Source organism: Novosphingobium sp. ES2-1 (genome assembly GCF_015169775.1).
In the GTDB taxonomy this organism is placed as follows: domain Bacteria; phylum Pseudomonadota; class Alphaproteobacteria; order Sphingomonadales; family Sphingomonadaceae; genus Novosphingobium; species Novosphingobium subterraneum.
In genome coordinates this window covers 103,723-123,319 of the sequence record NZ_CP063446.1, presented here as the reverse complement: position 1 = coordinate 123,319, position 19,597 = coordinate 103,723, and the positions used below count along the sequence as shown (strand labels likewise).

At 62.1% G+C, this 19,597-nt stretch carries 16 protein-coding genes; 9 read left to right on the top strand and 7 right to left on the bottom strand.

Annotation, left to right across the window (positions count from 1 at the left end; all coding sequences use genetic code 11):
• Positions 1–2: 2 nt before the first annotated feature.
• The 3 genes from IM701_RS16010 to IM701_RS16000 all read right to left on the bottom strand — a co-directional run bounded on the left by IM701_RS16010 (position 3) and on the right by IM701_RS16000 (position 3,216).
• Positions 3–1,004, bottom strand: coding sequence for a DUF1080 domain-containing protein (locus tag IM701_RS16010; RefSeq protein WP_193828739.1), 1,002 nt, complete (start codon positions 1,002–1,004; stop codon positions 3–5).
• A 27-nt stretch (positions 1,005–1,031) separates the two neighbouring features.
• Positions 1,032–2,207, bottom strand: coding sequence for a Gfo/Idh/MocA family protein (locus IM701_RS16005; protein WP_169745725.1), 1,176 nt, complete (start codon positions 2,205–2,207; stop codon positions 1,032–1,034).
• A 79-nt stretch (positions 2,208–2,286) separates the two neighbouring features.
• Positions 2,287–3,216, bottom strand: coding sequence for an aldose 1-epimerase (locus IM701_RS16000; protein WP_193828738.1), 930 nt, complete (start codon positions 3,214–3,216; stop codon positions 2,287–2,289).
• Between the two features lie 132 nt (positions 3,217–3,348).
• Between IM701_RS16000 and IM701_RS15995 the strand changes: the two genes are divergently transcribed.
• The 9 genes from IM701_RS15995 (at position 3,349) to IM701_RS15955 (ending at position 14,850) form a co-directional block, all read left to right on the top strand.
• On the top strand, positions 3,349–3,951 hold the full coding sequence (locus IM701_RS15995; RefSeq protein WP_039335583.1) for a TetR/AcrR family transcriptional regulator: 603 nt from the start codon (positions 3,349–3,351) through the stop codon (positions 3,949–3,951).
• Between the two features lie 172 nt (positions 3,952–4,123).
• Positions 4,124–6,370, top strand: coding sequence for a TonB-dependent receptor (locus IM701_RS15990; protein WP_193828737.1), 2,247 nt, complete (start codon positions 4,124–4,126; stop codon positions 6,368–6,370).
• A gap of 63 nt (positions 6,371–6,433) precedes the next feature.
• On the top strand, positions 6,434–7,342 hold the full coding sequence (locus IM701_RS15985) for a sugar phosphate isomerase/epimerase (protein WP_039335579.1): 909 nt from the start codon (positions 6,434–6,436) through the stop codon (positions 7,340–7,342).
• A gap of 35 nt (positions 7,343–7,377) precedes the next feature.
• Entirely contained in the window at positions 7,378–7,782 is a 405-nt protein-coding gene (locus IM701_RS15980; RefSeq protein ID WP_039335577.1) for a DUF6379 domain-containing protein, read from the top strand.
• Positions 7,783–7,853: 71 nt separating this feature from the next.
• Positions 7,854–8,678 (top strand): phytanoyl-CoA dioxygenase family protein, encoded by an 825-nt coding sequence (locus IM701_RS15975; RefSeq protein ID WP_193828736.1) that lies wholly within the window; start codon positions 7,854–7,856, stop codon positions 8,676–8,678.
• Between the two features lie 685 nt (positions 8,679–9,363).
• On the top strand, positions 9,364–11,571 hold the full coding sequence (locus tag IM701_RS15970) for a TonB-dependent receptor (RefSeq protein ID WP_230487915.1): 2,208 nt from the start codon (positions 9,364–9,366) through the stop codon (positions 11,569–11,571).
• A 2-nt stretch (positions 11,572–11,573) separates the two neighbouring features.
• Positions 11,574–12,791, top strand: coding sequence for a cytochrome P450 (locus IM701_RS15965; protein ID WP_193828735.1), 1,218 nt, complete (start codon positions 11,574–11,576; stop codon positions 12,789–12,791).
• A gap of 13 nt (positions 12,792–12,804) precedes the next feature.
• Positions 12,805–13,722 carry a helix-turn-helix domain-containing protein gene (locus IM701_RS15960; RefSeq protein ID WP_052242505.1) on the top strand — a complete coding sequence of 306 codons (918 nt, stop codon included), beginning with the start codon at positions 12,805–12,807 and terminating at the stop codon, positions 13,720–13,722.
• 15 nt (positions 13,723–13,737) lie between these two features.
• Positions 13,738–14,850 (top strand): NAD(P)-dependent alcohol dehydrogenase, encoded by a 1,113-nt coding sequence (locus IM701_RS15955; RefSeq protein WP_193828734.1) that lies wholly within the window; start codon positions 13,738–13,740, stop codon positions 14,848–14,850.
• A gap of 556 nt (positions 14,851–15,406) precedes the next feature.
• Here the strand turns inward: IM701_RS15955 and IM701_RS15950 are convergent.
• Genes IM701_RS15950 through IM701_RS15935 form a run of 4 tightly spaced genes read right to left on the bottom strand, consistent with a single transcriptional unit; the run spans position 15,407 to position 19,596 of the window.
• Positions 15,407–16,093, bottom strand: coding sequence for a FadR/GntR family transcriptional regulator (locus tag IM701_RS15950; protein ID WP_193828733.1), 687 nt, complete (start codon positions 16,091–16,093; stop codon positions 15,407–15,409).
• Positions 16,090–16,848, bottom strand: coding sequence for an AraC family transcriptional regulator (locus tag IM701_RS15945; RefSeq protein WP_193828732.1), 759 nt, complete (start codon positions 16,846–16,848; stop codon positions 16,090–16,092). The genes IM701_RS15950 and IM701_RS15945 overlap by 4 nt, the downstream gene beginning before the upstream one ends.
• Before the next feature lie 49 nt (positions 16,849–16,897).
• The gene (locus IM701_RS15940; protein WP_230487914.1) at positions 16,898–18,196 is read right to left on the bottom strand and encodes an MFS transporter; all 1,299 of its coding nucleotides are present in this window, start codon (positions 18,194–18,196) and stop codon (positions 16,898–16,900) included.
• Positions 18,193–19,596 carry an FAD-binding oxidoreductase gene (locus IM701_RS15935; RefSeq protein WP_193828731.1) on the bottom strand — a complete coding sequence of 468 codons (1,404 nt, stop codon included), beginning with the start codon at positions 19,594–19,596 and terminating at the stop codon, positions 18,193–18,195. The genes IM701_RS15940 and IM701_RS15935 overlap by 4 nt, the downstream gene beginning before the upstream one ends.
• Between the last annotated feature and the right edge of the window lies 1 nt (position 19,597).

The following is a 19,597-nucleotide window of genomic DNA, read 5'->3' as shown; positions in this document are numbered from 1 at the left end:
TGTCAGCCCGGCTTGCGCTCGGCGATGGTCGGCAGGCGGCGGATCGGCTCGATCGTGATCGCGCGGAAGTACGTCTCTGCCCCCTCCGACTGCAGCTGGATCTTGCCTGCCGTCAGCGGGATCGTCCGGCCCTTGGCGTCCTTGGTGGTAAGGTTGGTCGCCGCCATCACCGGTACGCCGTTGACGACGTGGATCGACCTGTCACCGAAGACATAGAGGTCGAGCGAGTTCCACTCGCCGAGCGGCTTTTCGGCATCCACTCCGGCATCGACGTTCCACGTCGGGAACACCAGCTGCGCGGGCAGGCCACCATGGAAGTAGCGGCGGCTCGGATAGGGGATCGACGGATCATTGGCGACTTGCACCGTCGCCCCCACGCGCCAGTCCACTGTCTCGAACGAGGGCTTGCCCTTCGAATCGCCGACCGTCAGCAGCATGCCGACCGAGTGCGGCACCACCTCGAACTCGATCGCGCTCATCCACGTGCCGAAGAACGCGCCATAGGCCCCGTGCGAGTGATAGAGCACGCCGTTATTGCGCGGCATCGGCATCCAGGTGTTCGCGCCCCACTTGTATTCGACGTGGAGGTGGTAGTTGCGGTGGGCCTCCTTTGTGATCAGCCCGCCGAACAGTTTGCCGCTGGAATAGATCGCCGCCGCACCGTCTTCCTGGACGACCTTGAACACGCCGTAGGTATCGTGATTGAGCCCGATCGGCGCGCTGCTGGGCGTCCCGTAAGTCGTGGCTGGCACGGTGTAACCAAGCCAGCTATCCCACCCGGTCAGATCGCGACCATTGAAAAGCTTTTTCGGCGCGGCCCTGTTGCGAGGCAGGTTCGTGAGGATGAGATCCTGCTTGCGGTAGGCCGGATCCTTGGCGATTGCCGCCTTCTGTTCGGGCGTCGAACCATCAGGCGGGCCATCGGCAGCAATCGCGCCGGCAGGAGCAGTCAGGACAAGGCTGCAGGCAAATTTGGCAGCCAGAATGCAATGACGTGCGGACATTTGGGGAAACTCCATCAAAGCGAGAAATCAGTGGGCCCAGGCACTCGCGGCCAGATCGAATGGCGATGCCGTCAGCGCAATCAGCGCGGCATCGGATTGGAGGTCGATGGTCGCGGGACGCTCGCAGGTGGATTCAAGGTCAATCACCGAATTCGTCGTGGCTGACCTGACGATGGCCTCCATCACTTCAACCGAGTGGACGATGAACTCGGCCCCGGTGCGGTGTCTGCTGCCGGTGCGGATCGCGAGTGCGAGATCGACGAGCCCTGCGCCGCGATAATCGGCCACCGCTCGCCCTGTGTGGTCATGCCGGTTGGGCGTAGCAAAGCCCTGATCGGCGGTAACGAGGCCCATGCGCGGCTCAGGCGGCGCAATCACCGCAGGCTCTCCCCCGAAGAACATCGGGTCGGCCATGGCCAAAATGCCGTCTGACCCGAATAGTTCGCCTGGCCGCAGCGTAGGCACCACAACGTCGAGCGAGATGATGAAGCTGACCGAGGCTTCAGCAAATTCAAGCACAGTGTTGAACGTTGTGTCGACAGTCACCGGAAAAGGCGTGCCCTGACGAGGGCCACGCAGGATGGTACGCTCTGACTTGCCTGCGCCCGAAACGGAGAAAACGCGCTTCACGGGGCCGAGCAGGTTGATCCACATCGTGGTGTAATAGGGGCCGGCATCATACGGCGGCTCACCCCCCGGACGGTAGAATGCCTCCGGGCTCGGGTGGAACAACTCAAGGCCTGGCAGCCCGAGGAACGAGGTGCCGAACACCGGCTTCCCAATCGCGCCCGCATCGAGCGCCTTGCGCGCTGCCTGATGTGCGCTGCCATAGAAGGTGTCCGGTGCCGAACCGATCAGCAGGCCCCGGCGCTCGGCAAGGTCCGCGAGCCGCCGCGCCGCGCCGAGCGACAGGGCGAAGGGCTTTTCTGAATAGACATGCTTGCCTGCCTCAAGCGCAGCGCCGTTGATCTCCTCGTGCGCCACGCCCGGGGTGAGATTGACGACAAGCTCGATCGCTTCGTCGGCCAGCAGCTGCGCCACCGAAACGGCCCGTGCTCCGAAAGCGGTGGCCTTCTCGGCAATTGCCTGAGGATCACGCGTGGCTATTGCACGCAGATCCAGCGCAGGCGAACGCGTAATCGCGTTGAGATAGACCGGGCTGATATCGCCCGCGCCGACGACACCGATCCTGACAGGCTCCATCCAATCCTCCCGGGCAGCCATCAGGCATGCTTCGCCTATGCCACAATTTAATCGTTGATTAGATTATCTTGCGACGAAGTCAATCGTCCTGCGTCCGGATGCGGCTGGCGCGGATGAGCAGACTTGCCTTAAGCGTTTCGCCCTCCGCCAGCATCGCCATCTTTTCGGGCGCACGGTTGATGGCATCAGTCGGATGGCTGAGCGGTTCGACGCAGAAAAAATCTGCATCCCGCCCGACATAGACACCGGTACAGGGCAGTCCATCGGACGGTTCCATCTCGATCAGCAGGCCATCAGCAGGTCTCTGGATTGTCAGCTTCCCCTTGCGGCCTTCCTGAATCGTGTCGACCACGCGGCGCGTCATCGGAGCACCTTGCCACCAGTCCACCGCCCTGCCCGCATCGACCAGCGACTGCGGTAGCCCATCAGGCGAAGTTTCCCACTCACCGCGATGCAGGCCATGGTACACGGCGCTGTCATCGCCTGGAAAATACGGATGAAAGCCCAGTCCCGCCGGCATGGGGCTGCTGCTGAGGTTGGTCACGCTCATGCGAATCCGCACGCCGTCGGCCGCCACCGTCACTTGCTGCTCAGCCCGATAGCGCCACGGCCACACCCCTTCGTCGTAATCGTGGACCAGCCGGATTGACGCGCCATCAAGCGCCATCACCTGCCACGGCCGCACCCAGCCATAGCCGTGCAACGCGTGCGGATGCCAGGTATCCGGAAAGTTGGACGGCAGCCTATGCTCGACCCCATCTACCGCGAAGCGCCCCAGCGCGATGCGATTGCAGAACGGAACGATGGGAAAGCACGCCGCGTCCAGAATGTGCCCGGTCCGCGCTTTGCGGAAGACTGGCAGCCCCCTCCAGTCCAGACTGCGCAGCGAACCGCCGACCTGCGGCGCAATCGTCACTTCGTAATTCGACGTCGCAAGCGTCAGCAGACCGTATTTATCCATGACAACATTTTGATCATTGATCAGATTGGCTGGCAAGCCGGTCGACACAATCTGTTGAAAGGCCTGCGGTCCACCAACCCTATTGCGCGATGGCGGTCGGTTTCGGTCTGGCAAGAAGGTGGTTTGCTGTTAGGGAAGCAATGCGATAATCCACCATTTTCCCGGTGGCCCGAGAGATTGATGCCCGCCAAGAAGCCCTATCACCGCGAAAACCTGCGCCGCGATCTGCTCGATGCCGGCCGCGAATACGTGCGGCAGCATGGGCACCACGGGTTATCGATCCGCACCTTGGCGCAGCAGGTCGGTGTCTCGCCGGGCGCACCCTACCACCATTTTCCTGACCGCCGCTCACTTCTGCTGGCATTGGCCATCGAAGGCTTTGAGGAAATGCTTGACGGCGCGGAGCAAGTCCGCCGCAGCACCGTCACCCCTGCGGAAAAGCTCAGCCGCATGGGCCTGCTGTTCATCCGCTTTGCCGAAACCAACCCCTTTCTGCTCGACCTCATGTACGAGAGCGAGCTGACCTCGCCAGTACTCGACCCGGCGCTGCTCGATTACCAGCTCAAGGGGCATTTCAACCTGCGTGATCACCTGCGGGCAGCACTCCCCGGCGTGACCGACGACGAGGCCGATTTGCGCGTGATCGCCTTCTGGTCGGCGATTTACGGGTTCTCGTCGATGCGCAAGAAGGGCGTGATCCGGCCGAGCGAGAGCGCCGTGCCGACTGTCGACATCGCCGAGGCCATTGTCGCCCGCGCAACTTTGGCCGCTCTGGCAAACTGAACTCTCCGACATGCTGAACCACGGCGCATCGCCGCGCCTGCGCCATCGCGCCGTTCTGCAATCAGAGCAGTGATTAGATTTACGCTTGACGCACAGGTGCCACCTATCTAATCGGCGATCAAATGGACCGACCATCAAGGTGTCGGCCGTCTTTTTTCGGGAGGGGAAAGCCATGAAGATCACTGCCATCCTGCTTGCTACGTCCGCCTTGGCGCTGGGCACGCCAGCCTTCGCGCAAAGCGCACAGCAATCGCAGAACGCCGGTCAGTCCGATGACGCCGATCGCGGCGTGGGCGATATCATCGTCACCGCCAACCGCATCGAGACGACCGCGCAGGACACGCCGATTGCGCTCAACGTCTATACCGGCGCTGATCTTGCCGACAGCGGCATCAATTCGGTCCGGGACCTTTCGTCGATCGACCCCAGCCTCAATGTCTCCAGCTCAAACAGTTCCGCCTATATCGCCGTGCGCGGCATCGCCTCGACCGATGTCACCGAGCTGGGCGATCCCTCGGTTCCCGTTGCCCGCGACGGCTTCTTCACCAACCGCGCCTATTCGATCAACACCTCGATGTATGACGTTGCTCGTGTCGAAGTCCTGAAAGGTCCGCAAGGCACTCTGCAGGGCCGGAACTCGACCGGCGGCCTCGTCAGCATTGTCACCAACCGGCCCAAGTTCAAGAACGAGGTCTCCGCCTCGTTCGAATACGGCAACTACGACACGACCAACGCCGACGCCGCCGTCAACCTCGCCCTGTCGGACAACTTCGCGCTGCGCGCTTCGGGCGTGTTCCTCAAGCACGACGGCTACCGCCGCCAGGTCGGCGTGATGAAGTCGGCCGACAACGAGGACTTCAAGTCCGGCCGCATCCAGGCCCGCTTCGCCAAGGACGGGTTTGACCTGTGGGTGTCCTACCAGCGCGATGATCGCGACACTGACGGCGAGGCCGTGCTCAAGAACACCCTCGGCGCGCCCCAGCCCAGCTTCGATCCGCTCCCGGCATTCCGCAGCGATTCCCCCACCCGCACCGTACTCAAGGGTGAACGCATCCGCTGGGAAGCCAGCTATAGCGGTCTTGGCAACCTCAACCTGATCTATTCGGGCGGATGGGACAAGCAGCGGTTCGACCTCACGCTCGACGCCACCGGCCCAAACTATCCGGCCAATCGCCAGTACCTCAACACCCAGGCGCCTACGACGTGGAACCACGAAGTCCGCATCAGCAACGGGAAGACCGGCAAGCTCTTCATCCAGGCGGGCTACTTCCGCTTCACCGAAGACAACGCGCTCGTAGCTGGCCTGTACAATCGCGAAATGACCGGCGCTTTCGCACCCGGTCAGCCGCTCTCCTTCGCGCCCAACGCCGACCAATCGTTCCGCTATGGCATTGCCTTCGACTTTGCGGTGAAAACCAAGTCCGACGCCATCTTTGCCCAGGCAGACTATGACCTGAGCGAACAACTCCAGCTTTCTGCCGGCGCGCGTTACACCTGGGACAACAAGTCGCGTACCGGCAACTCCCGCCTTGTCCTGCCCGCACTGGCGTTCCCGCTATGCGGCAACGGCTTCCCGGCGCCCGGCACCTGCCCGCCGTTCCCGATCGTCAATTCAGGCAATGGCAAAACGAAGGAAAGCAAGCCGACCTGGCACGTCGGCCTCAACTGGCGTCCGGAGTCGGGCCGCCTGATCTATGCCAAGTACGATCGCGGCTACAAGTCGGGCGGCTTCAACTCCAACGGCTCGGTCGCCGCCACGCCCTATGGCGCGGAACAGGTCGATGCCTTCGAGATCGGCACGAAGAATACGCTGATGGGCAATGCCCTGCAGCTCAACTTCGCCGCCTTCTACTTCAACTACAAAGGTTATCAGGCGCAGCAGAGCACCTGCCCGACCTGCTCGACTGGCGTGTTCAACGTCGGCAGCGCCCGCGTCCTTGGCCTGGAAGGCCAGCTCAATGCCCGCGTAGCCGAGAACACGAAGCTCTATGTCAACAGCACGCTTCTCGACACCAAGTTCGGCGATAACATCATCGTCCGCAACGGCAACAATCAGAACGTCGACATCAGCAAGAACCAGTTGCCCAACGCCCCGCACTTCACCGCCTCCATGGGCTTCGAACAGGGCGTACCACTGGGCGATCACCTGCTCTCGTTCCGTGCCGACGGCAAGTACTCCTCGAGCTTCTACTTCTCGGCCTTCAACTTGTCGCAGATCCGCTCGCCGTCGTATTTCCTCGGCAACCTCTCGGCATCGATCGAGCCCAACGCCGGCGGTTGGAAGCTGCAGGCCTACATCCGCAACGTCTTCAACAAGAACGTTCTGTCCTTCGCCGAGCAGAACTTCAACGGCTTCAGCGACAATTACCAGTTCCAGCCGCCTCGCACTTATGGCGTGCGGGCGAGCGTGAACTTCTGATCTGACACGCATACCGGCGGGAGAGGAAGCCTGGCTCCTTCTCCCGCCATCCAGGAGTAAGACATGCCCGGTTCGTTCAAATACGGTGTTTCAACCTACAGCTACGTCGACGACTACGGATCGGTCATGACGCTGGAAGACGCGTTCGATCACATCGCCGATACCGGTGCCACTGGCATCGAGATCCTCGGCGAAGGACAGATCGAAGGCTACCCCAACCCCTCCAGCCAGTTTATCGACCGCTGGTTTGGCCTGCTCGACAAGTACAAGCTGGAACCCACCAACATGTGCTCGTGGGTCGACATGCGCATTACGCTGGGGCGCAATCTCACCGTCGAGGAAGGTGCCGCGGAGCTGGAGCGCGACCTGCGCCTTGCCCACCAGCTGGGCTTCAAGTTCCTGCGTCCGAAGTTCGGTGTGCTTTCGCACGACCTGATCCCCGAACCGCAGTGGGAGGCCTATACCGAGCGCAACCTCGATCTTGCCCACAAGCTCGGCGTGGTCATCTGTCCGGAAATCCACGCGCCCACGCCGATCAAGCATGAAGTCGTCGATGGTTACATCAATTTCATCGAGCGCACCGGCACGAAGAACTTCGGCTTGATGATCGACACTGGCATCTTTCAGGACCGCCCGCTGACGCACTGGGGCTCGCACCAGATCAACGACGAGGCGCGCAAGCACATGGAATTCCTCAACGGCATTGCCGTCAATCCGGAGGAGTTCCTCGACATCGCCAAGTACGTCGTATTCATCCAGGCCAAGTTCCACGATATCGACGAGAACCTCGAGGACCAGAACATCCCGTGGAAGCCGGTGATCTCGGCGATCAAGCGCTCGGGTTATTCGGGCTACCTGTCTAGCGAGTACGAAGGCTGGCGCGCGCCTTGGCGCTCGATCGATCAGGTCCGTCGCCAGCACGTGCTGCTGCGCAAGCTGGAGCGCGAGTTCGACGAAGGCAAGTTCGCCTGAGGCCTTCCGCCCCCCAAGATTTCCCGGAGAACACCATGCTCGAACACCAGCTCATCCAGAGCACCGGCTTCCGCAATTTCGGCCCTGTCGGTGCGCGCGAAGGCTTTGCCATCCGCATCCGTATTCCCAACTACCACGGCACCCGCCTGTCGCAACTCGACGGCTTCGACGTCACCGTCGACGGCGTGTTCTACGATCACGAGATCAACCGCTTCGGCATCCGCGACGAAGTGTATACCATGGCCGAAATGCGCGAAGAGACCACCGCGCGCTGGGGACTGACCGAATGGGGCGAAATCCTCGTCGACAAGCCGGGCGGCCTCGAACCGGGCGTCCACAAGATCGAAGTCCTCGCCCGCATCCGCTATTCCTACTTCCCGCCAGACGTGCATATCTTCCCGATGCACGCCGAACGATACGGCACCATCTGCATCGCCTGACAGGATAGGCATCCGGCGATTCTAACATGGGGCTTTGGAAGCTCATCAAGAAAACGAAGGTTTGAGCACACATGACGCAGCAGTTCGGTAGACAGGGGGACGATTATATCCTCACGCCAGAGGAGATCGCCCAGTTCCATCGCGATGGCTACATCACTTTGCGCGGCGTGATGACCGAGGAGGAACTTGCGCCGCTCGAGACCGAATTCGAGCGCTTCATTCGCGGCGAAGTCAGCGGCATGGGCAAGGATTTCTGTGACATGTCCGGGCCATATGACCGTGCATTCGAGAACTTCAGCCTGGTAAATGCCGTATTGCCGCGTCACTACGAACCAAGCTTGCGCGACAACCTCTACGAACGGCGCGCAGCCTCGATCTCCCGACAGCTGATCGGAGAGACTGCAACTCTGGATTATGACCAGTTCCTCGCGAAACGCCCTGCGAAGCCCGATGCTGTTTTTACCATGCATCAGGACCTTGGTTACTGGCCCACCGGAACCCCTGAGCCATTGACCGCGACCTGCAGCCTTGCGCTCGACGATGCCGATCCGGAAAATGGTTGTCTCAAGGTTGTGCCGGGTTCGCAGAAGCAAGGCCTGCGTCCGCACCGCCCTCTGATGGGTGAAGATCGCAGCAAATCTCACATCCTCAGCGTCGAACTGAACGATGCCGATATGGTCGTGGACCTGCCGCTGAAGCGGGGCGACATTACCGTGCATGACGAACTGATCGTCCACGGCTCAGGTGGGAATACCTCGCCGGACCGCTGGCGGCGTACTTACATCGTTGCCTTCCGTTCGAAAGCCTGCGTGGACTTCGAACGTTCGATCGGCTTTACGCATTCGCACAACGACACAATCGCTTGGGAGACACATCTCGCCGCGCTAACCGCTTGAAGGAGGCGTTCCGACCGACCTCCAATGTGCCTCGAATTTTTTGTTCAAGGCTTTGCCGGCGGCTACCCAAATTGCCTGTGATCTCTCCGCGCCGGTAAATGCTCCTCTTGGCCGTCCACGGCACGAAAAACAGTGCATAAGCTGTAACAGAAAACAACTTAGCTACCGATTGGGCTTGAGCGGTTCGCGTATTTCGCTTCCAGACGAACGGTCGAAGGTTTCAGGATCAGGCGTTCAGAAAGGGACATCTGACCAACCGGGCCCACTCGCGTCACTCATTCGTCGACAAGCCGAGCAGACTGGCGGGTGCTGGGGTGACCAACCCGGCTTGGACAGAAATAATCGTCCACAATTGCTACCCCCGCGGTTCGAGCCACACCAGCAGTCTGGCCCGGGCATCGGGAAGAAGATCAAATTGAACAGGCCGCTCTGTTTTCAGCTGCATGACGATTACCCGCCATCTGCCGGCCGCTTTATTCTCTCGACCAGACTTCGGCAAAACCCCACTTCCAGTTCCAGGCCGACAGGCCTCACACATCGACGGGAACAGCGCAGCTGGTACCCAGGCATAGCGCAAGAAATGTCAAATTGGCGCGCAATCGGCCCTAAAGCCCTACCGCACCCAGTAGCCTAATCATCGCAGCATGTGAGCCACAAGAGCTCAAGTCTTTTACGGGAGAGAAGCATGGCTGGTATGGGGTACGTGCGCGCGGCGCTGTCGCTGATTGCTGCATCGACATCGAGCGTTGCCTTGGCGCAGGCTGAAGCACCCAAAGGTGATGACGAAATCGTAGTGACAGCGCAGCGCCGCGAGCAGTCGTTGCTTGACGTGCCGCTGGCCGTGACCGCGCTGGGCGGGGATTCGCTGGCAGAGCGCGGCATCACCAATTCGGCGCAGCTCGGCGAGGCGGTGCCGAACCTCCAGATCAACAGCCCCTATGGCAACACGCAGCCCAACTTCACCTTGCGCGGCATTGGCGTGGCCAACGAATACAATTCCAATCAGGCTTCGCCGGTCGGGGTCTACCTCGATGATGTCTATCTCGCGCCACGCACCAGTCACGGGATGGGCTTGTTCGATCTGGACCGGGTGGAGGTGCTGCGCGGGCCGCAGGGCACGTTATTCGGCCGTAACACCACCGGCGGCGCGATCAACTTCATCATCAAGAGGCCGGATCTTTCGGGCAGCGAGGGCTACGTCCGCCTTGGCTACGGCAACTTCGGCACGTTCACCGCTCAAGGGGCGCTCGAAACCACGCTGTCAGAGGGCGTCGCTGGCATCCGCGCGGCGGTGAACTACGCCAAGGGTGACGGGCAGATCCGCAACACCTTCGCAGGAGGCCGTGATCCCAATTCGACCGATACGCTGCAAGGTCGCCTCTCGCTTCGCCTCAAGCCGAGCGAGAGCGTCAACGTTGTCCTGCGCGCCTACGGCGGGCGCGATCGTGGCACGCAGGCTGCGGTGCATGGCCTCGGTGCCTTCCGCGCTGGGCTCGACTTCTTCGAGACCAATGAAAACCGCGTAGGTGACAATAACACCGACGCCTGGGGCTTCAGCGCCAATATCGGTGTCGACCTGACGGACAAGCTGACGCTGACCTCGATCACTTCGTACGACGGCGGATCGCAGAACCTGCAACAGGCGGCGGACGGCTCGCCACTCGATATCCTCGATATCACCTGGCAGTCGCAGTATCGCCAATTCAGCCAGGAATTGCGCGCCAACTATACTGGCAGCGGCGTGACCTTCGTCGGTGGCTTGTTCTACGGCTACGACCGCAACGTAACAGACAACCGCTTCAACCTCCCGCTGCCACCAGCCGGCGGCTTCTTCCAGCACTACCGGCAGCAGCGCCGTTCCTACGCCGTTTTCGGGCAGGCTGACATCGCACTGACGAGCGCGCTTAGCCTGACGCTCGGCGCCCGCTATACCCGCGACACATCAAAGTACGACGACGCCTTCGCCTATCTCTTCGTGGGTGCAGTGGGTGCACCTGATTTTCCGATCGCCTCCACTGTGCCGTGCGTCGGCGTGCCCGGCACCTGCGCTTACGATCCCGCGGCCCGCTATGCGCTGAAGGACAACAACAACGCACTGACCGGTCGGGTGGCGCTAAGCTACACCTTTGGCAGCGGAGCGCTGCTCTACGCGAGCTACAATCGCGGTTACCGCGCTGGCGCGGTCAACGGCGGCGGCTACACTTCCTCGAGCGGGATCAGCTATATCAAGCCCGAGTATGTCAATGCCTTCGAGCTTGGCTTCAAGGGCCGCACGGCTGACCGCGTGCTGACCTATGCCATCTCGGCGTTTTATTACGACTACACCAACCAGCAGCTGCAGGACACGCGCCCCGGGCCGGTCTCATTCCTTGTCAATGCACCCAAGTCCGAGGTGTACGGCCTGGAAGCGGAAACGACGTTGCGGCCGATCAATAGCCTGAGGGTCAATGCCTCGTTCGGCCTGCTTCAGTCGAAGTTCAAGGAGCTGACCCTTCAGGGTACCGACCTCGCCGGCAACCGCCTGCCGTTTGCGCCCAGGTTAACCGGGCAGCTTGGAGCCGACTGGGATGTGGTCGATGTGGCCGGCGGTCTAGTGACCTTCTCGCCGAACGTGGTCTATGCCAGCAGCCAGTTCTTCTCGCCCTTCAACGCGGTGAACGTGGCAGGCTCGGCACAGGTCAATTCGGAACTCGCGCAAGGGGCCAACGCCAGGGTCAACGGCGCGCTCAGCTGGAGCAACGACACAATCACCGTTCGCGCCTTCGCCAACAACCTCTTCAACCGCAAAACCTATGGCTACGGCCTTGATCTGCGCGGGGCTGGTTTCCCTTACAACTTCCTTGTTCCGAATGCGCCACGCACCTTCGGTATCTCCGTTCGCGCGGGCTTCTGAGCATGGACACCGACCTCGGCGATCCTTCGCTCTATGCGGCGGGCATGCCTTATGACCTGTTCGCACAACTCAGGCGCAAAGGGCCTGTCCATTGGAATCCGCCCGCGCAGGATCGAGGCGGGTTCTGGGCGGTGCTCGGTTTCGAGGAGATCCTAGCGGTCTCGAAGCAGTCCGATCTGTTCTCCTCGGCCCGCGAGAATGGCGGCCACCGCATTTTCGACGAGAATGAGGCAGGGCTCGCCGGTGCGGGTGACAGCGGCATCGGGGTGCCGTTCATCTCGCGCGATCCGCCGATCCACACGCAATACCGCAAGTTCGTGGTGCCTGCGCTCTCACCGGGGCGGCTCGAGGGGATAGAGACGCGGATTGCGGCCCGGGTGGAGGCCTTGCTGGCCGGGGTCCCGCTGAACGAGGTCATCGATATTCTGCCCTGTTTCACTGTACCGCTGCCGCTTCTCACGCTTGCCGAGCTGCTCGGCGTGCCGAGTGACATGTGGCGCGATCTGCATCGCTGGACCGATGCTTTCATCGGTGAGGACGATCCCGATTTCCGCCAGTCACCCGAAGCGATGCAGCAGGTGGTGGGCGAATTCTTCGGCTTCTGTCAGGCACTCTTCGAAAGCCGCCGGGCCGAACCAACCCGTGATCTTGCCTCGCTGCTCGCCAACAGCGAAATAGGAGGTGAACCCGTACCGTTTGCCGATTTCGTCGGCAATCTCGTGCTCGCGCTGGTCGGCGGTAACGAGACGACCCGCAACACACTGAATCATTCGATGGTCGCCTTCGCGCGCGAACCGGCCCAGTGGCAGATGATCCGCGACAACCCCGACCTGTTGCCGGGCGCAGTCAAGGAAATGGTGCGCCATGCGAGCGCGGTGATCCACATGCGCCGCACCGCGATGCGCGATACTGAACTGGGTGGGCAGGCAATCCGCAAGGGCGACCGGGTGGTGATGTTCTACCCCGCCGGCAATCGTGATGCCGCTGCCTTCTCCGATCCCGACCGGTTCGATATCACCCGGCAGGTGCGCCAGCATGTCGCCTTCGGGGCGGGTGCTCATGTCTGCGTCGGCTCGCGGCTTGCGGAAATGCAGCTGAGGGTGGCATTTGGTCACCTTGCGCGCCATGTTTCTCGCTTCGAGATTGTGAGCCAGCCGCAGCGCGTGCGATCCGCGTTCATCAACGGGTTCAAGAAACTCGAGGTGCGGCTGGTTGGGTGACGAGGGACGAGTGATGCCGAAACAGCTCGAAAGGGAGAAGGACGCGTCCGCACCCGCCCAGAAGGTGTGGGACAACAAGGCAATCATCTGCGACGTGCTCGGCAGACCGCCCGAGATGGAGCTCGGGTCGCTGGGCGATGGCTGGTCGCTGTGCCGCTGGCGGCAGTTCGTAGGGAGCTATGCCCTGCCGCCAGTGCCCGATCCGATCTTCATCGTGCACATCGCGGGCAAGCCCCGCGTCAAGACCTGGGAGCGCGGCAGTTGGACCGAGACGCATTCGATTCCCGGTTGCGCTACGATCGTGCCCGCCGGAATGCCCACCGGCTGGCTTGTCGATGGCGAGCTCGATGTGGTCACGCTGAGCGTTTCTTCGGAGGTGCTCAAGACCGCCTCACTAAGTGACCAGTTCAGCAAGATGCGATTTGCCTTCACCGATCCGCTGGGCGTGGCGCTGACGCGGCAGATCCTCGCAGAGCTTTATGCCCCCCATGCAGACGAGCGCGAGGCCTATGTCTCGGCCATGGTGGGTGCGCTCAAGGCGCACATCCTCTCGGGCGTGCCGGCACAGGGCAAGCCGCTCGAAATTCCGACCTCGGACTTTTCAGCTTACCGGCTTCACAAGGTAATGAACGCCATCCTCGATCACCCGGAACACGAACACAGCCTGGAGCAGATGGCGGCGACCGCCGGCGTCACCCCCTCGCACTTCTGCCGCGTGTTCAAGAAGGCCACCGGAATCTCGCCGCACCAGTATGTGATGAAGGCTCGGCTCGACCGTGCACAGCATTTGCTGGCGCAGACCGACATGACGCTTGCCGCGCTTTCAGAATCGCTGGGCTTCACCAGCCAGAGCCATTTTAGCCGCGCCTTCCGGGCCTATGCCGGGCGCACGCCAAGCGACTTTCGTCAGCACGAGCAGACCATCCAGTAGCAGGAAAGACCCCGCATGACGCAATGCACCGCCGCCGTCGCCCGCACCCCGCATCAGGACTTCAGCGTCGAGACGCTGGAGGTCGATGCGCCGCGCGCTGGCGAGGTTCTGGTGAAGATCGCCGGAGTCGGCTTGTGCCACACCGATCTCGTGTTCCGTGACCAGTTCGCGCCATATGCGCTTCCGGCCGTGCTGGGGCATGAGGGTGCAGGCACGATCGAGGCGATCGGGGAAGGCGTAGAAGGGCTGGCTGTTGGCGACAGCGTCGTCCTTGGCTTTTCGAGCTGCGGGGCCTGCCCGCGCTGCGATGAGGGGCTGCCGAGCTATTGCCGCACTTTTGTGCCGTTGAACTACGCGGGAATGCGGATGGAAGATGGATCTCAGGCCTATCGAGCCGCAGATCAGGCAGTCGCCTCGCACTTCTTTGGACAGTCCTCCTTCGCCAGCCATGCAATCACCCGCGCGCGTAACGTGGTGAAGATTTCGGAGCATGCCGCACCTCTCGCCCTGCTTGGTCCGCTCGGCTGCGGCTTCCAGACTGGTGCCGGCGGGGTCATGCGCTCGCTGGCCGCACGCGCCGGTTCTAGCATCGCGATCTTCGGCGGAGGCCCGGTCGGCCTTGCGGCGGTCATGGGCGCGGTGATTCAAGGCTGCACCACGATCATCCTCGTCGAACCGATCGCTGCGCGGCGCGATGTGGGCCTCGATCTCGGTGCCACCCATGTGATCGATCCCGCCGCGACAGACGATCTTTCTGCCGCGATCCGCGCGATCGTCCCCGATGGCGTCGATTTCGGATTCGACAGCTCCGGTCGACCCGAGGTGATCGAGGCGGGGCTCGGCGCACTCGGCTCGCACGGTGCGATCGGACTGGTCGGGGTGCCCGCCCGGCCCGAGGCTGCGATCAGCGTGAACATTGCTGCGCTCATGACCCCGGGCCACCGTATCATCGGCATCATCGAGGGCGACAGCGACCCGCAGAACTTCATCCCCGAACTGATCGCCCATCACGCCGCAGGCCGCTTTCCGTTCGACCGCCTGATCAAGACATATCCGCTCTCCGAGATCAACGCGGCCATCGCGGCGCAGGCGAAGGGCGAATGCATCAAGGCCGTACTTTTGCCGTGATGTCTTCGGGGTCTGAACCAGCGTCCAAGTGTCCTGGTTGGGAGTCAGATGCGGTTCACGCCCACAACAGCCATTCAAGCTCTCGCTGCTAAATGTCGCAGTATGGTGGACTGTTGCCGTCCGCGGCGATCCCGACGAACGGTGGGTTCGAACCAAAGCTACCGTCTGCTGACGCCTCGAACAGGATCGAGAAGTGGGAAGGGCTAGAAGCGGATCGTCCCATCCCGCGCCGCGCCCTCATCGCACGGTTGGAGTGGTACAATCGAGCCTCATAGTGAAACCCAAGAGGTGTGTTCCATACCGCTGACAAGTCCTTCGCCCACCTGTGCAAGCCAAAGCAACTGGCCCTCGGGGGGAGTCGTGTGGTGGATCAGCCCATCGCAGGGCGTTCACTTCCACGCCATCGATGACACGCTGGCCCTCAAACTGATAGCAACCAGCGGTCTGGCGCTCTCGCAAAGGCCGAAAACAATACCGAAAACAATACTCAGCCTGTAGCCTTGCCCAGAAAAATCATGAAGGGTGGAATCAGTGCCTTGTACCTGACGTCTCGCAATCAGGATTCTTGTCTGAACAGGTCGCCGATCGACCGGGCGAAATGGGATTCCATCGCCACGCGCGCCAGTTCCGGATCCCGGGCGGCAATTGCTTCAGCAACCTCCCGATGCAGCACAAGAGATTCTTCGCGGTCCCCAGAGGTCACTCGTCCTGCCCAAGCCTTCGGTATCGCCACGAGCATCATCTGCTCGAACGACCGGACAATCTGGAAGAACAGCTGGTTACCGCTGGCAAGAGCGATCAATTGGTGGAAGCGGGTGTCGGCCCGGGTTCTTTCGTTCTCGTCACGAAAATGCTCAAGTTCACGTGCCGCCCTCAGGATCTGCGATGCCTGTTCGTCTGAACGGTTGGCAGCGGCAAGTTCGGCCGTGCGAAGTTCCAGCGTGCGCCGTACGTCCCAAACGTCGACCAGAGAGACCTGAGCCGTGGAAACCGCGTGACCGATGGAGGCGGCCATGACCGAACCGTCGATCGCCGCGACGCGCGCGCGGCGGCCATTCCCCACGTCAATCATCTTCAAGGCTGCTAGAGCGTGAAATGCCTCACGCATCACCGGGCGACTGACGCCCAGTTCTGCTGCAAACGCGCCTTCCGCGGGGAGCGCATCGCCGACCTTCAGGCCGTGCGCCCGGATGTATTCGCGCACAGCTTCGGCCGCGCTGTCAACCAATGTGCCGGCCTTCATGCTGCAATCCCCTGGCGGCGCAGTTCAGACGGGGCAATGCCATAGCGGCGGTTGAACGCGCGGGTGAACGACGCGTTGTTGAGATAGGAACACCGGTACGCGATTGTGGAAACCGGCAGCTGCGAAGACAACAACATTTGCCGTGCCTCCGCCAATCTGCGCTCCGTCAGGGCCTGAGCAATCGTCGTGCCGTAAATTTCATGGAAGCCGCGCACGAGCTTGTCGCGGTTGATGCCGGCGATCCGCGCAAGCTGAGCAATTGTCAGTTTCTCGTGCCAGCTTTGATCGAGAGACCGCCGTGCCATCGCGATCCGCGCGACGTCCAGTTCGCTGAATCCGCTGTCGCGCTCCACCGGGACCAGCGTCGCCCCGTCTTCGAAAGCCACATGGATCTGACACAGGAGTTCGATACTGCGGGCAAGGCGCAGCGTGGTTGCCGCCTCGCCAGTAGCCTCACAGTGGATGATCGAATTTGCCAAGGCCAGAAGCCTGCTGGGCAAATGCCATGTTGCTGCCTTTTGCGGCCTTGCCTCAAAAAGTCGCTCACAGGCCGAGGCTGCGACGAAGAACACGAGAACCGAATCCTCGATCTCCCCCTCTGCCAGCGCTTCGCGGTAATGCAGCAGGTCCGACTTGCCCTCGCCACCGCACCGGAACAGGTAGGCGATCCATCCCTCGGGTAGCCGGGCATCAGGGCAGACCCCCTGCCCCACCAGCGTGATCATTTCGTGCGAGACCTTAACCTGCTCTTTCATGGCGAACTCCTCGGAGTCGAAATAACCTATATGATAGGTTTTGCAACAGCTATCTTACAGGTGGCGGCGCCCGGTGTCGCACGATGATGAACCCCGCACATCCCGCAGCGCTTGCCCCGAAGCCGACTATCGCCGGCCCTAGGCCGATCCGCCCTTCCCCGCCCAGCGCAGTGCTGACGACGGTCACCAGCGTCGGCGCCATGCCGAAGGCGACCAGACCGCCCAGTGCCATGAACACCCCGATCGCCAGCCCGCGCAGGTCGTTGGGCAGGAGGACTGCAAGCGTGGTGGCGGTCACCAGGCCGGTAATCGTGCCGCCAAGCAGCAACAAGAAGATCAATGCGGCAAACACGCCGGTATCTGGTGCGATCGGGAAAAATGCTGCAGGCAGGGCGAGCAGGGAACCGAAAACGGCACCAGTAAGGATGCCCCCGCGTCGACCGCTGCGCAGTCCCGCGTCGGCAGCGAAACCGCCTGCGAGGGAGCCGAGAATACCGGCCCCGAAGATCACGGCGCCCAACCAGCTGCCAAACTCCTGGGGCGATGCTGCGTAAGTGCGGGACAGGACAGGTGCTGCCCAGACCGCCGCTGCCGCATCGGCCATCATCACGCCGATCTGGCCAAGGAACAAGGGGGCGAGAAAACATCGATACGCCGCCAGCTCGCGCAGAGTCTCGCTCACCGAGCGGCCTGCAGCGGCCGCCATTTCCTGTCGCAAAGGTTCACGCATTCGCGCCAGTGGCAACAGCAGAAGGAGGCTCAGTACGCCAACCGCCAGGTGAGCGCTGCGCCAGGCCGAAAGGCCAGCCCATCCCCCGTGAGCGAGAAAGTGTCCGAGCAGCCACCCTCCCAGTGAAAAGGCGAGCGCCGTTCCAGCGTACTTGCCAACGGTCAGCAGCAGCAGCGAACGGCCACGGTTGGCAGGCAGGCTGAAATCCGATGCGAGGGAAATGGCAATGGTCGTCGAAACGCTCGCGCCCACGCCGCCCAGCATTCTTGCGGTGAAGAGGACCGGCATGCTCTCGGCAACCGCTGTCAACAGCGTGCCGGTGGTCCAGGCCACCGCCGTCCACAACAGGAGCCTAACTCGGTTTCCACGATCAACTATCAGGCCAACCGGCACCGCGAGAATGGCCAAGGGAATGGACACCGCCAGCCCGCTCAGCAGGCTGAGCTGGAAATCGCTCAGCGCCAGTTCCGCCTTTGCCTGCTCCTGCACCGCACTGAACAGGCCCATGGCCATGTTGCCGGTGGCCATGGCCACTGCAAGCGCGAGCAGCGCGATCCGGTGTCGTGGCCGGGCCGGATGGCAGGAACGTTCGGCTGGCCCAGACAATGCCTCGGTCACAGGGTAAAGATCTTCCCGGGGTTCAGCAGGTTCTGCGGATCGAACGCACGCTTTATCAGGCGCATCTGCTCCACTGCATTGCCGAGTTCGGCGACTAGCCAGTCCTGTTTACCGAGGCCTATGCCATGTTCGCCTGTGCAAGTGCCGTCCATGGCAAGCGCGCGCTCGACAAGCCTTCGATTGATGGCTTCAACCTCGACAAGCTCATCCGGAGCATCCGGATCCAGCGAGAACACCACGTGGAAGTTCCCGTCGCCAACGTGTCCCAGGATCGTTGCCGGCACACTGGCCTGCGATAGGTCCTTTTGCGTCTCGAGTATGCACTCGGCGAGGCGGCTCATCGGCACGCAGACGTCCGTTGCCCAGCCCACCGCTCCCTGCCGCAGGTTTATCGCCGCATAATAGGCTTCATGGCGCGCCCGCCACAGGCGCGAACGCTCCTCGGGTTTGTCGGACCATGAAAAGTCGCCGCCGCCGTTGGCACTTGCGAGTGCCTCGACGGTCGCGACCTGTTCGGCGACATGCGCCCGTGTGCCGTGGAACTCGAAGAAGAGCGTTGGTGCTTCGGGATAGTCAAGCTTCGACCAGCGGTTCACGGCCCGCATCTGCAGGGCGTCGAGAATTTCGACGCGTGCCAGCGGGACGCTGCAATAGATCGATTGGACGACCGTCTCAACCGCACCTTCCAGCGTCGCAAAGCTGCACACCGCAGAGGAGATGGCCTCGGGGATGGCGTGGAGACGCAGGTTGATCTCGGTAATGATACCGAGCGTGCCCTCTGAACCCACATACAGGCGAGTGAGATCGTAGCCCGCTGCGGATTTGCGAGCCCGTCTTGCGGTACGGATCACCTCGCCCTGCGGGGTGACAACCTCGAGACCCAGTACCGCGTCCTTCATCGTCCCATAGCGCACGGCATTCGTGCCCGATGCCCGGGTCGAGGCCATGCCGCCGATCGTGGCGTTGGCGCCCGGATCGATGGGAAAGAACAGGCCCTGGTCGCGCAAGTGCTGGTTGAGCTCTTCGCGCCGCACGCCTGGCTGGACGACGCAATCGAAATCGGCAGCGTTGACCGCGATGATCCGGTTCATCCGCGACATGTCGAGCGAGACGCCCCCGAAGGGTGCCGCGGCGTTGCCTTCGATGGACGTCCCTGCGCCGAACGGCACTATGGGAACATTTGCCGCTGCACAGAACCGCACCAGATCGATGACGTCCTGCTTGTCCTGCGCAAATACCACTGCGTCGGGCACCATCTTTACGAAATGGGATTCGCTCGATCCATGCTGCTCGCGGATCGCCTGTCCGGTCTGGAGTTGATCGCCAAAGCGTTCTTCCAGTCCGGACAGGAACCCGTCAGGCGGTGGGCGTCGCCCTTCGAATGAAGTGACCTCGGTCATC

Excerpts from the sequence above, each read along its gene's own strand:
- IM701_RS16010 (WP_193828739.1), bottom strand. The coding sequence starts at position 1,004 with ATGTCCGCACGTCATTGCATTCTGGCTGCCAAATTTGCCTGCAGCCTT.
- IM701_RS16005 (WP_169745725.1), bottom strand. The coding sequence starts at position 2,207 with ATGGAGCCTGTCAGGATCGGTGTCGTCGGCGCGGGCGATATCAGCCCG.
- IM701_RS15995 (WP_039335583.1), top strand. The coding sequence starts at position 3,349 with ATGCCCGCCAAGAAGCCCTATCACCGCGAAAACCTGCGCCGCGATCTG.
- IM701_RS15990 (WP_193828737.1), top strand. The coding sequence starts at position 4,124 with ATGAAGATCACTGCCATCCTGCTTGCTACGTCCGCCTTGGCGCTGGGC.
- IM701_RS15985 (WP_039335579.1), top strand. The coding sequence starts at position 6,434 with ATGCCCGGTTCGTTCAAATACGGTGTTTCAACCTACAGCTACGTCGAC.
- IM701_RS15980 (WP_039335577.1), top strand. The coding sequence starts at position 7,378 with ATGCTCGAACACCAGCTCATCCAGAGCACCGGCTTCCGCAATTTCGGC.
- IM701_RS15975 (WP_193828736.1), top strand. The coding sequence starts at position 7,854 with ATGACGCAGCAGTTCGGTAGACAGGGGGACGATTATATCCTCACGCCA.
- IM701_RS15970 (WP_230487915.1), top strand. The coding sequence starts at position 9,364 with ATGGCTGGTATGGGGTACGTGCGCGCGGCGCTGTCGCTGATTGCTGCA.
- IM701_RS15965 (WP_193828735.1), top strand. The coding sequence starts at position 11,574 with ATGGACACCGACCTCGGCGATCCTTCGCTCTATGCGGCGGGCATGCCT.
- IM701_RS15960 (WP_052242505.1), top strand. The coding sequence starts at position 12,805 with ATGCCGAAACAGCTCGAAAGGGAGAAGGACGCGTCCGCACCCGCCCAG.
- IM701_RS15955 (WP_193828734.1), top strand. The coding sequence starts at position 13,738 with ATGACGCAATGCACCGCCGCCGTCGCCCGCACCCCGCATCAGGACTTC.
- IM701_RS15950 (WP_193828733.1), bottom strand. The coding sequence starts at position 16,093 with ATGAAGGCCGGCACATTGGTTGACAGCGCGGCCGAAGCTGTGCGCGAA.
- IM701_RS15945 (WP_193828732.1), bottom strand. The coding sequence starts at position 16,848 with ATGAAAGAGCAGGTTAAGGTCTCGCACGAAATGATCACGCTGGTGGGG.
- IM701_RS15935 (WP_193828731.1), bottom strand. The coding sequence starts at position 19,596 with ATGACCGAGGTCACTTCATTCGAAGGGCGACGCCCACCGCCTGACGGG.